The sequence below is a fragment of the Kordia algicida OT-1 genome, from assembly GCF_000154725.1.
Taxonomy (GTDB): domain Bacteria; phylum Bacteroidota; class Bacteroidia; order Flavobacteriales; family Flavobacteriaceae; genus Kordia; species Kordia algicida.
In genome coordinates this window covers 4,231,713-4,246,716 of sequence record NZ_DS544873.1, presented here as the reverse complement: position 1 = coordinate 4,246,716, position 15,004 = coordinate 4,231,713, and the positions used below count along the sequence as shown (strand labels likewise).

General features: G+C 30.4%; 9 protein-coding genes and 1 pseudogene. All 10 read right to left on the bottom strand.

The window, feature by feature from the left end:
• Positions 1–93: 93 nt before the first annotated feature.
• The 10 genes and pseudogenes from avs4 to xerA all read right to left on the bottom strand — a co-directional run bounded on the left by avs4 (position 94) and on the right by xerA (position 14,796).
• Entirely contained in the window at positions 94–4,785 is a 4,692-nt protein-coding gene (gene avs4 / locus KAOT1_RS18135; RefSeq protein WP_007096343.1) for an AVAST type 4 anti-phage nuclease Avs4, read from the bottom strand.
• 197 nt (positions 4,786–4,982) lie between these two features.
• Positions 4,983–5,477, bottom strand: coding sequence for a VOC family protein (locus tag KAOT1_RS18130; protein WP_007096342.1), 495 nt, complete (start codon positions 5,475–5,477; stop codon positions 4,983–4,985).
• 75 nt (positions 5,478–5,552) lie between these two features.
• Positions 5,553–6,368, bottom strand: coding sequence for an AraC family transcriptional regulator (locus KAOT1_RS18125; RefSeq protein ID WP_007096341.1), 816 nt, complete (start codon positions 6,366–6,368; stop codon positions 5,553–5,555).
• Between the two features lie 228 nt (positions 6,369–6,596).
• Positions 6,597–7,991: pseudogene (locus KAOT1_RS18120) on the bottom strand (IS1182 family transposase); the annotation flags it as partial.
• Between the two features lie 256 nt (positions 7,992–8,247).
• Positions 8,248–9,255 carry a hypothetical protein gene (locus tag KAOT1_RS23595; protein ID WP_007096339.1) on the bottom strand — a complete coding sequence of 336 codons (1,008 nt, stop codon included), beginning with the start codon at positions 9,253–9,255 and terminating at the stop codon, positions 8,248–8,250.
• A 159-nt stretch (positions 9,256–9,414) separates the two neighbouring features.
• Entirely contained in the window at positions 9,415–9,882 is a 468-nt protein-coding gene (locus KAOT1_RS18110) for a DinB family protein (RefSeq protein ID WP_007096338.1), read from the bottom strand.
• Positions 9,883–10,639: 757 nt separating this feature from the next.
• On the bottom strand, positions 10,640–12,316 hold the full coding sequence (locus KAOT1_RS18105; protein WP_007096337.1) for a DUF6035 family protein: 1,677 nt from the start codon (positions 12,314–12,316) through the stop codon (positions 10,640–10,642).
• A 188-nt stretch (positions 12,317–12,504) separates the two neighbouring features.
• Complete coding sequence (locus tag KAOT1_RS18100; protein WP_007096336.1) at positions 12,505–12,771, bottom strand: hypothetical protein; 267 nt, start codon at positions 12,769–12,771, stop codon at positions 12,505–12,507.
• An 8-nt stretch (positions 12,772–12,779) separates the two neighbouring features.
• The gene (locus tag KAOT1_RS18095; protein WP_157560177.1) at positions 12,780–13,358 is read right to left on the bottom strand and encodes a hypothetical protein; all 579 of its coding nucleotides are present in this window, start codon (positions 13,356–13,358) and stop codon (positions 12,780–12,782) included.
• 151 nt (positions 13,359–13,509) lie between these two features.
• A complete protein-coding gene (gene xerA, locus KAOT1_RS18090) occupies positions 13,510–14,796 on the bottom strand; it encodes a site-specific tyrosine recombinase/integron integrase (RefSeq protein ID WP_007096334.1) in 1,287 nt (428 codons plus the stop codon).
• Positions 14,797–15,004 lie beyond the last annotated feature (208 nt).

The following is a 15,004-nucleotide window of genomic DNA, read 5'->3' as shown; positions in this document are numbered from 1 at the left end:
ATGTAAATCAGTTGTTTTTTATAAAATTATTGGGTTGTGCAACGGTTACCGTTGTTGGCAGCTGGTGTTTCTTGTTTTTTGTTTCGTTTTTCATTATAGAATACTTTCTCGTAATAAATAACCATGAATAGAACCTCGTTCAATCATAAAATCAAGTATTGGGATTATTTTGTTTTTCAATTTTATTTCTTCTTTTATTTTTTGTCTGTTAAGGAAAACAAACTTTCTTAAAAACTTTTCCAAGTAGTATAAAGTGTTTGATTCTAAATCGTCAAGATTTAATGATTTGTTGTTTGACACAATTGTATAAATCCAATCAACACCTTCGTCTTCAAAGTTTTTCCCGATTGAATTTAAAACTTTGACAACAGAATACAATACAGCGGGAATGTTCCCTATTTCTTTTGAAGCGTTTGTATAAAGTGATAAATTTTCCTTTTTTAAGCTACGCCACTCTTCAATTCCTTCACGCCACCAACGCCATGCGAACAAGTAATTAATTATAATTTCTTTTAAATGATAGCCAAGTGGATTTGAACATAGTTCGATTATTTTAGGATATAGATTGTTCCATATGTGCCAAAATTGTTCATACTTGTTTATGTAATCTTCTGCACTTACTAATTCTGAAATAAATGACGCTGTTTCTTCTGTTGAAGAAAACGAATCAACAAATGGTTTAAGATATATGTCAATTTCGCTTTTATCTCTTTCTAAAATGAAATATGCGAACCTCTTGAAAATATGTAACCGTAAAGAATAAATGTTGGAATCATCTCCCGAATCATCTTTGTAACTTCTCCTATCTTTGAGCAACTGTGGTGCCAAAAAGGGCAAAGATTTAGAATAGATATCTAAGTGAGTTTTATCTTTAGTGTTGGAAGGAATTAATTGAAGAACTATTTCCAAACCATGAATGTCAAGTGAAGAAATATCGTTTATATCAAATGAGATATTCTCAAAAATAAAATCAGAATTTGTCTTTTCCAATTCTTCTAAAATCGAGCTTTTAGAAATTCGCCCCCAACCTTGTTTTTTCCTTATTTCCGCAATAATATCTTTGTAAATAGGTTGGAATTTTATATATCCAAATAAAATTGATTGAGCAATTTTTGGATTTTGTTCCCACAATTTTGATTTGTGAATTGATTCAATGACGTAATCACATATTCTTTTATAGGCTCCGATAGATGTTTTATCCAAAAGAGCCAAAACCATGATCGAAATATAATTTTCTGTTTCTTCCGAATATTCATTTATTAGAACTGGAATGGCATGGACAGATACTTCAACCCCGTCACTTATTTGATAGTCGTAATTATCGGCAAAAAGATTAGATAGAGAAGAATGAATTATTTCTTTGCAAAAATCCTTATCTTCTTCTGATAGTTTGTCTTTATGCTCAATTAATAATTTAGAACACGAAAACGCAGGTATGGAATAGTCAAAAATTCCGATTCCATTTCGTCCAGTTTTTAGCTCTTCAATAAGTTGTTTGGTTTCCGATAATGCTAAAATAGGATTCTTATCATAGTCCTGATGTTTTTCTGTTTTTGTTTGGCTACTCTTTCCTACTTGAAAGTCAGCCCATAATCTAAGGGATGTATACTTGAACATTTCTTCGTATTGACTATGTGCTTGCTCACTTTCCTTTCTATGTTCATCAGAAAGTTCTTTGGGACTAAATTCTATTAGTAAATTATTGTCGTCATGTTTTGATACTTTGGAAATAAGGTTTCGTCTATCCATTCTCGCCAACAATATTCCAAATGCTTTTTTTGTTAAAACGTTGGCCTTGTGTTGGTCAATTATTTTATACAATTTCTCAATGAATTCAGAATTTTGTTCTTCTGTAAATCCTTTTACACCAAAAAGCTGATAATTTAAAAACAATGATTCCAAATTTGAACTTCTATGTTTATCCTCACAAGTCTTCAATCTTTCATCTGCATATAAAATATCTTTCATTTTATCCATTCCATATCCTATTGAATACAGAGATTTAGCTTGAAACTCATTTGTGCATCTAAATGTGTCTAAATGAAATAATTCAATTGTTTTAAATAAAATTAAAGCTATATCGTAGAATTTATCAGGATTTGCAAGTACAACACTACAAACAATCGAAGTAAGAGAAGCAGATTTTGATTGAGTAAGAATTCTTAGAAGTATTTTCTGAATTATTTCTGACTTTAAGATTTGAGAAAATTCTAAAAGAGTTTTTTCTAATGCCATATGTATTGACTGCAATAGGTTTGGAACAACAGGGCTTCCATTGCCACGATACATACTCCATATAGCACCACTTGAATACTGGGTTATTTCCGTTTCATTTATATGTATTATAACTTTTGTGACACCTTCTTTGCCATAATCAGATTTACTGAAAGATTCAACGGCTCTACTCGTAAAATCTATGATAAAATCAATTGTTTTGTAGAATTCTATTTGTAATAACCATTTTATTGGTGTTTGATTAGCACTTGAAGGAAAATAATTGAATTGGTGTTTTCCTGCTAATCCATATCTACTTTCCATTGTGTCTCTATCATATCCAAATCTGTCTTGCTTTTTCGGCTGTTTTTGCCAAAATAAATCACACAATTGAATAATAGATTGCGGAAGTGTTTTAATTAATTCAGTTGCTATGTATGGTTTCTCTATAATTTTAGAGCAAAGTCCTGCATATGGGTGTCTGTGTTCAGTCCATATATTAGAAACTACTTTGTCAAAAATTTCTTTTAATTCTGGTTTTAATTCATTGGCAGCATTGAAAACCACTTTCAAAATATTTTCTTCTGCAACTTCGTGCATATAGAAGTTTTCTTCAGTTTCAGTTTTTTGAACTATACTCAATGCTAACAAGCCTGCGTATTTTGTTGTTTGTCCTGTTTTGTTGAAGTCGCACCAATCAGTTAATATTGGTAAAACAAGTTTTAAATTACTATCAAAAAAATCAATTTTATGTTTGTAAATAAGCGTAATTACTTCTTCCCAACCTTTGCCTTTAGGTTTTATAATTTCAAAATTTTGAATTTCTGAAATATCAGTACAGGCGATTCTTAGCAGGAACAAAATACGTTTTAGTATTTTAAAATCATTTGCAATGATTTCCTTCTCGAAAAAATTAAAAAACGTCTCAGAATAATCCGACAATAAAACAGAAACTAAAATTTCATCTTTCCAAAATTGTGTTACCTCAACGTTGGTAAATGCACCTTGAATAAAACTTTCTATTTCTTTACTTTTTGCATATAAATGGTCAGATAACCATAATCTAAATGCTCTGCGAATAGGTAATGAATTTCCTAAGTCGTTAAAAAAATCTTTTATGTTTAAATAATTTGAAAAACTACGGGAAACTATTTTATCCAACGTCCATTCTTCATAAATGTCATGAGTAATGAAATATCCATTATGTGCGTCGTCATATCCAAGTATTTCGTCTTGTTTTAATTGAAATAATGCTGTTTGTGGTAAACTGTCTGCATTGATATAAAATCTTCCTGTTTCACATCTTTGTTTGGCAATGCTGATAATACACCTTTCTCTTTCAAGATGCAGGTTGTCTTTTTGAACAGTGTTTTGTATTTTCTTTTTCCAAAGCAAATCAATAAATCCATTATAGTTTCCTTGTCTGTCAATGTTTGAATATTGTTGAACATACTCCCTTAAATAAAACAAGTTTCTAAGGCGTCCTAAGAATTTTTGATTGTCGGGAAGTGAGAATTTGAATTCATCTGCTATTGATTTTAATTCATCAGCACTAATCAAAGAAACATTATTCACGTCAAATGGCAACTGATAATTCTCCTTGATGTGAAAAGTTAAATCATTAAGATAAGCGTAGCGTGTTGTAAATATGATATTCCAAGCATTCTCTTTTAACTTTTGTATTAATTTAGAGAGAATATCGTTGTTAGAAATCTCTGCGAGTTTTTCTGCGGAATCAATTACAAATATTTTAAGTGGTTCATCTTTGTAGGTATTGAGAAACTGTGCAAATGTAAATTTGTTGTCAAAATGAAATATGTCGTTAATGTGATTTACATTAAGTTCATTTGCTTTAAAAACACAAATTGGTATTTTGTTAAAATAAGAATTATAATATTCCTTGAAAATTGCGGTTTTACCACAACCACCTTCACCTGAAATAATTATGTTTTTTTTCGATTGAGAAGTATTTGCTATTGCTTCAACAACCGAACTTCGATCAATTTTAATTTGTTTGTCCCCGAATGATATTTCTGTTTGAATTGCTTGTAAAATATTCTCGTTGTGTTTAGAAATTTCATCAAGCAAATCTCCTTCATTTGGGTCAAGGCTAAAAAAAATGTCATTAATATATTTGTTGTCTGGCAAAGACAATTGTAATTCAAAATGACTTGGAACTCGCCATTGAATATTAATTCCTTCTGCCTTAGCGGCTTTCTCAATATCTAATTGATACTGCGGTTTCTTTTTGGTTTTAGTAGTGCTCTCTGAAAGTTCTTGGTTGATGTAGAAAAGTAACTCGTCTAATTGTTTGTTTTTGGATTTAGCTTTTTTGATTGAATCAATAATGTCGTCTTTGTTGACAGCGATTGAGGTTGTATAATATTTAGATTGAAAACCATAATATTTTCCACCTTTTTCAATTGGCTCTGTCTCAATTCCAGTTTGATTTTTGTAACGAAATAATCCAATTCTAATATCAAATTCTGCACAGAAAAGTAGATAAGACATTTGTTCAAATGCCCAAGTTTCTTGATTGTCGTATTTTAAACCAAAAATTTTCCAATTCATTTTTTGATAATTATCCTATTGTTGATATTCGGGTACTTGGTTGTTGCACTTGCTGCCAACGTTGAGTGTATGAGCAGTAGCGGATATATAGCTACTACTTTTAGGTAAGCAATATACTTAAATAAACGCAAAAACGGTTCAAGTTTGCACTTAAACCGCTATTGCTTATACACAATGTTATGCGTTCGCTCTTTTTCCTAATTTGGCGAATGAAGTCCGATTTTGTTTCCTTCTGAGTCGTGGAAAATAGCAAAAAATCCATTTTCGTCTGCGTGTGGTGTTTTAGGAATAATAATCTTTCCGCCATTTCCTTCTACTTTATCAAGAATCGTTTGCAAGTTGTCTCCGCCATTCAGATAAATAGTAACTCCTTTGGCAGAAGGTTCGTGACCTTCTCCTTTCATAATAACTCCTGTTACCATTTGGTCTTGGTATGGGAATAAGCCCATTTCTATTCCCGGGAAATCTAATCTTTCAATTTCTACTCCTAAAATCTTTTTGTAAAAACTAATGGCTCGTGAAATGTCCGTTGCTGGAATCTCAAATATTGATATAAAACTGTTCATATTCTTGTCGTTTTTTATTGTTGTCTCTTTAGTAGGATTTGATTCCATATCAGAAGTTCCTTTGTTTTTGCAGGATACAATACCAAGGGTCAAAGCCATAATTGTGATAAATATTTTTCCTTTCATTTTATGTCCGTTGTTGACGGAACAAAATTAGCGGTAGAAAGTCGCTTGAAATTGTAAAAATGCGACACCCTTAAACTATTTGTAAAAAAGTGCGGAAAGAGCTAAATTTTCGTGATTGATAAACTCTTTGGGGTTTATTCCTGTAAATTCTCTAAAGTCTTTTATAAAATGTGCTTGGTCAAAATATTCACTTTCGTAGGCTATATCTGTCAGATTCTCTGACTTTTTGTTAAGCAACATTTTTAAAGCGGTTTGTAATCGAATTACTTTTCCCAATTGTTTAGGACTTACTCCAATTTGCTTTTTGAAGTTTCTTTCAAGTTGTCTCCGTTTTGACAAATTGTCTTTGAGGATTGAATTTATTGAAACACTTCCGCTTGTGGATAAAAGGGAATCTACAGTGTTTTTTACGATTTTATTTATCGTTTTTTCATCATTAAGTCTTTCCAAAAGAAATTTTTCGATAATGCTTATCCGTTGTTCCGTGTTTTCAGCTTTAACAATTTTTTGTTCTAAATTATCTGCGATTTCCTTTTTAAAAAGTTTGCTTGAAGGTGTTTCTTTATTTACCAAATTGCTGATTGGTTCAGAAACAAAGTTTGCAAATCCATATGGATAAAATCGGACAGCAAATGTTTTAACATATCCCGTTGGCTCAATGTAAAAAGGTTCAATTGTTTGTCCGAGTACCATTGCGCGAGGTTGAAGTATAAATTCATTTTTGGAAGTGTACCGCTTTATATCATCTCCGAGAATAAACGCCATTTCAATACAACCATCAGGTACTATTCGTTGTTTTTGCGGTTCAGACTGTTTGGGCACTTCCAAAGTCCAATAGCAACTAACAAGTGATTTTAGGTTAGAATGTGGTTCAAATGTTTGATAGTCCATTTATCTTTTGGTCGTTTTTCTGAGTGACGCACAACGGCAGTCTGTCTCAAAACTACCTATTAGGTTTCTAATTTACATTAAATTTTAAAATTACGTAGCTATTTTAAAGACTTCTTGTCTTTTGTAAAATAATGATTTTAACACGCTAATAATGCTCTTTTTGGGCTTATATAAGCGATTTACCCTCCTAAAATGACACAAACAAAGTTTTTTGGTACTCTTTGAAGCTTTGCCAATATTGATGATTCTTTTCAAATTGTAGGCTAAAGCAACTAATCCAAAATCAGCTGAAGCCGATTCAATTGTCCGTTTAGTAATGATATAATCAAATCCCCATTGTCTTTTGATGGTTCCAAAGGGATGTTCTACGATAGCTTGTCGCTTTTTGTAGGTATCTTCATTAACTTTTATACGTTCTGCATTGCCTTCAATAGCATGCGCATATTCACTTCGTTGCACGATCTTTCCATTTACTTTAGCTGTTGTACATAAGTTTCTAACAGGACAAGTTTTACACGCCTTGGTTTTGTATTGTTTGAACTTATAGTTACGTGCCTTATACCAATTTTGATTACTTGTTAGTTCTTGTTTTTGTGGGCATATATAACAATCTTTGTGTTTATCATATTTAAAATATTCTACATTATATTTAGGGTCAGGGGCTTGACTGGCTCTGCCAATATTAGGGATAGCAACTAATGTTTCGATACCTAACGAATGTGCAATATCAAATTCACTACCTGTATGATATCCTTTGTCATAAAGGGCAGTAAACTGATGATGTCTTAAAATAGATTTAGCTCTTCTGAGCATCATTCCCATGGCTTTCTTATCGTTTTGATTGGTGATTTTATAATCAATAAGTATGTTGTGTTTTTCGTCAACAGTAGTTTGTGCCGTATAGCAAACTTCTGTTATCATTCCTCTTACTATTTGATGTCTGCTATCTGGATCGCTAGTAGATAATTGAGGGTTTTCAGTAGTAGTATCAGCTTCTAATTCTTGCTTTATCTGCGTGTACTTAACTTGATGTCGTTTGTGTTTTTCAATGTTTTTCTGAATTTTAACTTTACTATCATTATCAGCAGTAGCCAATTCAGTATTGTATTGCGATAGTTTTTTATCAATATACGCTAAATGACGTTCAATCTTTTTCTTATTATAATTGTTTTTCTTGCTATTCTGCGCTCTTAATTTGGTGGAATCACCAGCGATAAGAACTCCACCAATCAGGTTAAAATTCTTAGCAATGGTTACACTTTGTCTGAAAACTCGTTTGATAGCTTTTGAGTTTTCTTTTCTAAAACGCGCTATCGTATTATGGTCTGGTTTAAGATTTTTCAAAAGCCATATCACTTCAATATTTCGGGAGCATTCTTTTTCTAAAACTCGTGAAGATCGTGTACGATTCATATACCCGTAAATGTATAATTTTAGTAAATCAGCAGGATCATAAGACGGTCTTCCTTGAGAAGCTATGGCGTCAAAACCTAATTCTTGTAAATTAAGTGAGTTTACAAATTTATCTATAAATCGTACAGAATTATCTTGAGGTATCATATCTTCAAGACAAGTAGTGTATAATGTAAGTTGTGTTCTCGAATCACCTTTTAAATATTCCATACTTAAATATCGGAATATTTAATATTAATAGAAAATAATATGCGAGTTTTGAGACAGTCTGACGGTCTTGTATATGGCTCGTAGCGTGCAAATTAGCGATAAATTTTCGGTTAAGCACGAGCCGAATTTTTTAATTTTCTTATTATCTTTTTTCTCAATAAGCCAAATTAAAAAATTTGGCGGACTTGCAAATATGCCTTAACTTCGAATAAGCAACTAATTAGCTATGAGCTATATACGTTGTTACCCAACGTTTTTATTTCCATCTTACTTTTCTTAATTCCTCTGCAATGCGTTCAACGTCAGTATATTCACCGAGTGTCAAAAAGTCTCGCAGGTCTTTATATCTATACCCTTGAATTCCTCCACGAGAAATTTTCTTAAAGTCAGTATCAAATGTATTTCGTTCAGGTAAAATATAATATTTTAATCCATAATGGTTTTCATCCAATTCCGTAAGTCCTTTTTTCAATCGACTTATTTGGTCATCCGTATGACCTTTGCTATGAAGAGTTAATTTGTTTGTATCAGCATCATAGTCCGCAATAATTGTTGTTTCAATCTCAGAAATTGTCCTAACAGATTTCCAATTATAAAGACCAAAGAACTTAAATTTTTGACTGTGCCAATGAGTTGGACAATAATATATTTTATGCTTTTTGTTCCAATTGTATGAAAAGCCTGTTGGCACAAACAACAATTTATATTCCTCGTCAGATATTAAATTACTTTCAATACAATAATTGCTAAAATCGTCAAGAAGTAGTCGCAATTCCATATCGTGAGTATTCTCTTCATAAATGCCTTCTAAATTTTCAAGCAAATCATTGAATAGTAAATTATTGAATTGAATATTCAGTTTTGGATATGACTGCTTAAGTCTAGTGTTAATTTCTGTTACCTCACTGTCATTAAATTTAACCGAACTTAAATGCCAAAGTTGATTTTGACTATTCTCATTAAATACTTTGCCGTACTTAATTAATTTATCGATAAATTCAGTACTATTTAACTTTGTTTCAATAACTATTTTTGAGGGTTTTACTTCAATATGTCCGTCTATTATCCCCTTTTTCATTCCGATTTGTTGAGTGAAAATTGGTTGAGGATAATAATATTGCTGGATATTGCCTTCGTTTAGTCGTTCGATTATTGATTTGTAATAGCCAATGTTTAGGTCATTTAATCTTGATAGCATCAACAAGACATTATTTGTGACGGTATTTTCTTTTTGCGAATATTTTTGAAATTGGCTTATTCTCATTTTTTGGTCAAATGTTGGGTAACGGTTAGGCTATGAGTAGTTGCGTGACTAAGGTACAACTTTTGCAAGTACACACCAAACTGAAAATTTCGCAGAAATTTTCAGATGTAGCCCAAGCCTAAGCAATTACTTATAGCCAGTGTTGGCTGTAGTGTTTTTTCAATCCCATATTTTTGGTCTATCAATTTTCATTGCTCTTAAATACGACAAAAATTGTCCTGCGTGAACTGATTCGTGATATCCAATCCGCAATAAATATTTTCCAAGTATTTTCTTTTCTCCGTTCCCTGGATGAATGATTTCGGCTTCGTTTAATTCCGTATCCGAAAATTGCCATACACTTTCTATAAATGTTTTTCTATAAGGTTCCGCAAATTCAAGTTCGTCAGTTACGTTAATGAATGGTCGGTTTTCCCAAGGTGTTTTATAATTTGTCATATCACCTTGATTAATAATAATATTCCATCCATAATCAGCCTCCAAAACGTGTCTTATCATTTCTGACGCACTCATTGCTTTTTCGTCAGGTTTCCAATTATAATATTTCTCAGGTAGTCCATTCCAAAGTTTTATACTTCTTCTCCTTATTTCTGTAAAATTTAAAATTATAAGTTCAGATTGAGTCATTTTCTTTGTTTTCGCAAATGTCGTTTTACATTACAGCCAACGTTTCCGTGTATAAATCGTAGCGTATAAATATATAAAAATTTTTTAGTTAATCAATTAGCCAAATCTTTGATTTGGACATTATTTTGTCAACAATAAAGAACCAAATCAAAGATTTGGTGGACTTAATAAATAAGCACAAACATCTAGTTTCTCAATTACCAGCTATGTTTTATACACAGTGTTGCCTTTTCGTTTATTATTCACGTTTCTGTAAATTCATCGTTTAATTCCATACACTTGCTAAAAATCTCCTTTGCGTTCTGAGTGGATTTTCTTTTGCCCTTTAAATTCTTAAAGTTCAAATTTCATTTCAGACTGTAAAAATCCATAAAAAAAATCGTCTCCACTATTCATGGTTAGCTTTCAAATCAGCGTATTTTTTAGAATCGTCACTCATTTTTAATCCGCGTTTAATAGTCGAAATCAGCCTTCTATTTTTCAATTCAAAATCGTACTCATAAATCGCAAAAAAAATCACGTGTCTAATTCTGTATTCTAATTTGATTTTAACTTATTTTTTTGAGTTCAGCGTGAGAAATCAGCAGTTTAAGCGTCTTTTTCACTCAATTTTAAGTTTGTCTTTTTTAATGAAAGGCAACGAGTTTGTGTATGGTTAGTTGCGTAAATTTAGCGATTAAATATCAAGTACACAAATAGTTTGAATTCCGCAGGAATTCAAAAGTACGCACTTAGTAGCAATTAACTATACACGTTGTTAGCCACAGTAATTTTCATTATTCAATTCGGGATATAAAATTTGAAAAAGCAAATCACAATCAAATTTTGCTTTTGGTCTTTCTTCATAAAATGCAGTTACTTTTTTATTAAAAGTTCCTTTCTTATCTAATTCGATTAGTTTATCCCAAATTCCGTAATGTTTAAATGCTATTTCTATGTAATCCCAATATTCTTTATATGAATGGACTGCATTATTTGCAAAAGCAATCCATTGATTTGGTTTAAAACCAAAACCAATAATTTCATTTCTCTTTGCACTCTCAATTGTACAAATTAAATTTCGATGTTCAAATAACTTGTCTATTAAATATTTGCTATTTAGTTTATTAGATAGATAATGTAATAATAGTTCAGATTGTTTTTCTTTTTCTGTTGAGTACCAATTTTGAATAATTGGCTCGTCAGTTTTTGTAAAAACATAACCTCTTTTTAATATTAATCTTGATAAATACTTTCCGTGTTCTAATTCTTTATTTTCAAACAATGTTTGAAATAGACTTTTTTGCTCTTTGGATTTTTTATTCACATCAATGTCAAGATATTGACAGTCAAGCATAAATTCTAAAAAGTGGTAATTGTTTCTTTTTGCTATAGAAAACCATTTATGAATTTTAGGCTGATTTTCTTCTTCTTTAAATGCTTTTGATTCGTTAAGTATCTTTAACTCAAATTCGTTTAATTCAAAAATTCTATCTTTTATTGGTTTAAAATAAAATGATTCAGTTTTCCATAAATACCTTAAATCATCAATAATTTCTTCAGCTTTTTCTTTTGCCTTGTTTAATTTTCTTGCTTTTTTTCTTTCGGCTTCAGCTTTTCCTTCTTTCTTAATGTTGTTTAGTCTTTCCTTTTCTTTAAGTTCTAATTTTTTCTTGAAGTCGAAATAATAGGCTTGATATAATTCTTTATCAAATTTTAATTGTGAAAGGCTAATTGATTTTTCAATCCATTTGGTCAGTAACTTGTTATTTTCAACTAAAAAAGGAAATTTATATGTGCAAAGAAGTCTAAAATCATTCGTGTTTTCGTCTAATTTATAGAAGTTTTGATATTCTGTTAAATACTTTATATCTCTTTCTGTTTGATTTTGACCTTGAACATCAAAATTGTCAAGTATCCATATTAGATACATTCCATTACGTTTATAAAACTCGTAACGACTAATTATATATCTTAACGATAAATCTGAAAGCTGAATTTCAAAAACTAATTTTTTGCCTTTGTATTCACAAAAGACATCTGGCTTTCTTTTTTCATTATCGTTTATAATAAATTTATCATCTACGTTTATTGAAGAAACACCTTTTATTTTTGATATTCTTTGTGCAATTTTGTTTTTTAATTCTTTGTGTCTGTCGCTTTCTTTGGATTTATAAATTTTCGTTAATTCGTCTGTTTCTTTTGGTGAAAACTTTGAATCTTTTAAAAGGCAATATTTTGCTTTTGGCTGATGTTTAAAATGAAGTCGGTCATTCTTACTTGTTGAAACATTAAGTTTCTGTGTGCATTCACAACAGTATAATTCAACTTCGTCTTTATGAAATTGTTTTCGGACTTCAAATCCGCTTTTCGCAGTTTCAAAAACCTCATTTGCTTCAAGAATTTCACCTGATATTTTGTCAAAAGCTACTTTAATTGTTCTTTCAAATGACATATTTTGAATGGTTGGTTTTTATTGTGGCTAACGTTGTTGTATAAGATTAGTTGCGTGTTTTAAGAACCTAATTTAGCAAATAAATCACAGATAGAAAGTCCGCGAGGACTTTCGTAAGTAGGCTAAAACCAGCAATTAATTTTATACGGTGTTGCCCACAGTTATATTCCGTCAAACGATTTTTTCAATCATTTGTCGTGTTTGAATTGAGAAATTAAACCAAAACGAATAAAATCTAATTCCTTATAAAATGGATTTGGTTCAAGTCCGAATTTAGAAAGATATTTGTCAAATACTTGAATATACAAACTATCATATCCAGCTATTTTTTCGTAAACAATAAGTCCCTTTTCATTTAGCATATTTAGTATTTCACTCGAAAGTTCTTTCGCTGAAACAATGTCTTTCGCTTCGTAAAACTCTTTGAACTTTATATTTAATCTTTCTTTGAACATATTTATTTTTAATTAAATGAATTTAACATATTATCTGTTTCGTCCATAAATTTTTCAAATGTATAATTTGATATTCCTGCGACTTTTTCACAAATATTTTCCGCTACCATAATCTCTTTTTGAGAAGGAATACCACCTTTAGCCAATAAATCAAAAACGAATGAGAAGAAAAATCTTTTTCCTTTTGAATCGAGGGAATGCATTGTTGCTTGAACAGAAGAAGGTGTTAAATCATTTGAATAACTATTCCAACGCTCTTGGTCTAAATTAAAATCTTTGCTTAAAATTTTAGCAATCAGAATTTTTTGAGATTGTCTTTTAGCAGTATTTACATTATTACTTCCAACAGATGAAATCATTTCTAAACAAGCAGTTACTGCCAATTTTTGTTCTGTATTGAAAATTTCATTTATTACATATGAACTACTATTTTGTTTTGGAAATTGATTATTTGGCAAACTATCTACTGTAACTCTTCTTACTGGTTTTTTCGAACGTGCTTCACTTATCAATTTACGTTCAGCACGTTTATTTGAAACTAAAATATATATTATGATGGCGAACATCACAAACCCTAAAGGAATCATAAACATAATGTGTCTTTTTTTAGTGTATTAGTATTCACAGGCGTTTTTTTTAATTGTGGGCAACGTACGTATATACCGAATTCGGTATATTTCTACTATAACCAAACCTATTTTTATTTAAGAATTTAGTTATTTTAAAACTACAATTTTCTTACTTAAAGTCAAAATCATCCAACGGATTTTTAATGTTTTCAATACCCGTTTGTGTAATATGTGTATAGATTTCTGTAGTTTTTGAATTTTGATGTCCTAATATGTATTGTATATATCGTAGGCTGATTCCTTTTTCTAATAAATGAGTTGCAAAACTATGTCTGAGTGTATGAGGAGTTACATTTTTTGTAAGACCTGCTTCGTTACTATATTTCTTTATAAATTTTTGAATACTTGATGTTGCATATTTCCCTCCTTTTTGCCCTTCGATTAGATAGTGTTCTGGAGCATATTTTTTTATATAAATTTTTATGAGTTTCTTAGTTCTAACCGCTAAAGTCACGTAACGGTCTTTCTTTCCTTTACCAGCTACAATATGTATTTTATTTTCTTCTAAATAAATAGATGATAATTTTAAATCAATGAGTTCACTAACTCTCAGACCACAACTATAAATTACAGTTAAAATAGTCTTATGTTTTAAATTGGGAATAGATTTGAGTAATTGAATAGTTTCTTTTTGTGAAAGTACAATAGGTAATGGCTTGCTTCTCTTTGGACGGTCTATAAAATAGGTTTGCTGTTTTCCTCCTAAAACTTTTTCATAATAGAATTTTATGGCATTAATCATTTGATTTTGATAGGATTCACTTATCTCTCTTTCTTGAACCAAATAGCGCATGTACGTCCTAATCATTTCATTGGTAATTTCTTGAGGTTCATAAGCATAGTGATATGTAAAAAAAATTGATAGAAAACTTTTGTAAATTTTGATGGTTGATTCACTGTAACGCAATGCTTTTAATTTATCAATTACAATGTTAGGACAATCTCTTTGATGTTCTCTTAATACTTTGGTTTTACAGGACTTTTTAGCTCTTTTTTCTCTTTTGTCAATGTAATTGATTTTATAGTTGTTTTCAAGTATCGATTCCAATGTGTCAGTATTGATTTCTGTATAGGGAATTGTCCAATGTTTATATGCTGAATTATAGTAATAATAGCTAAGGGATTTAATAAACTTAATTCCTTTTTGTGTAGGATGACAAGTGATGCGGAGTCTATTTCCTTTGAGAATAATAAATGTAACTTCTTTTTTTGATTGCCTTGCAATAGATTTTAGAAATGTTCTTGAAGCTTCATTTTTAGGAAACAGCCATTTTTTATTCTTTTGAGACCATTTTGAATTAGCATAAGTCTTGATAAGCTCAATTCTCTTGTCCGTTCGATGAATTTCAACTTCATACCAATACTTATTTCTATAAAAAACTGCTGTTACTTTCATTAAAACTTCCTGTTATTATTCCAAATAGGAGAAATATACGGAAGTTTTAATTCTACTTTTTAAAATTGTTAATAAGCGTCATTAATAATGTATGAACGTTGAAAAGTGATTAATTTCATTTTTATTTAGTATAATTATAAAATTTTTCTGCTAAGGTCATACATCTCAGCTTACTTCTAATAATTCAGAATTATTTTCCAAGTACTCC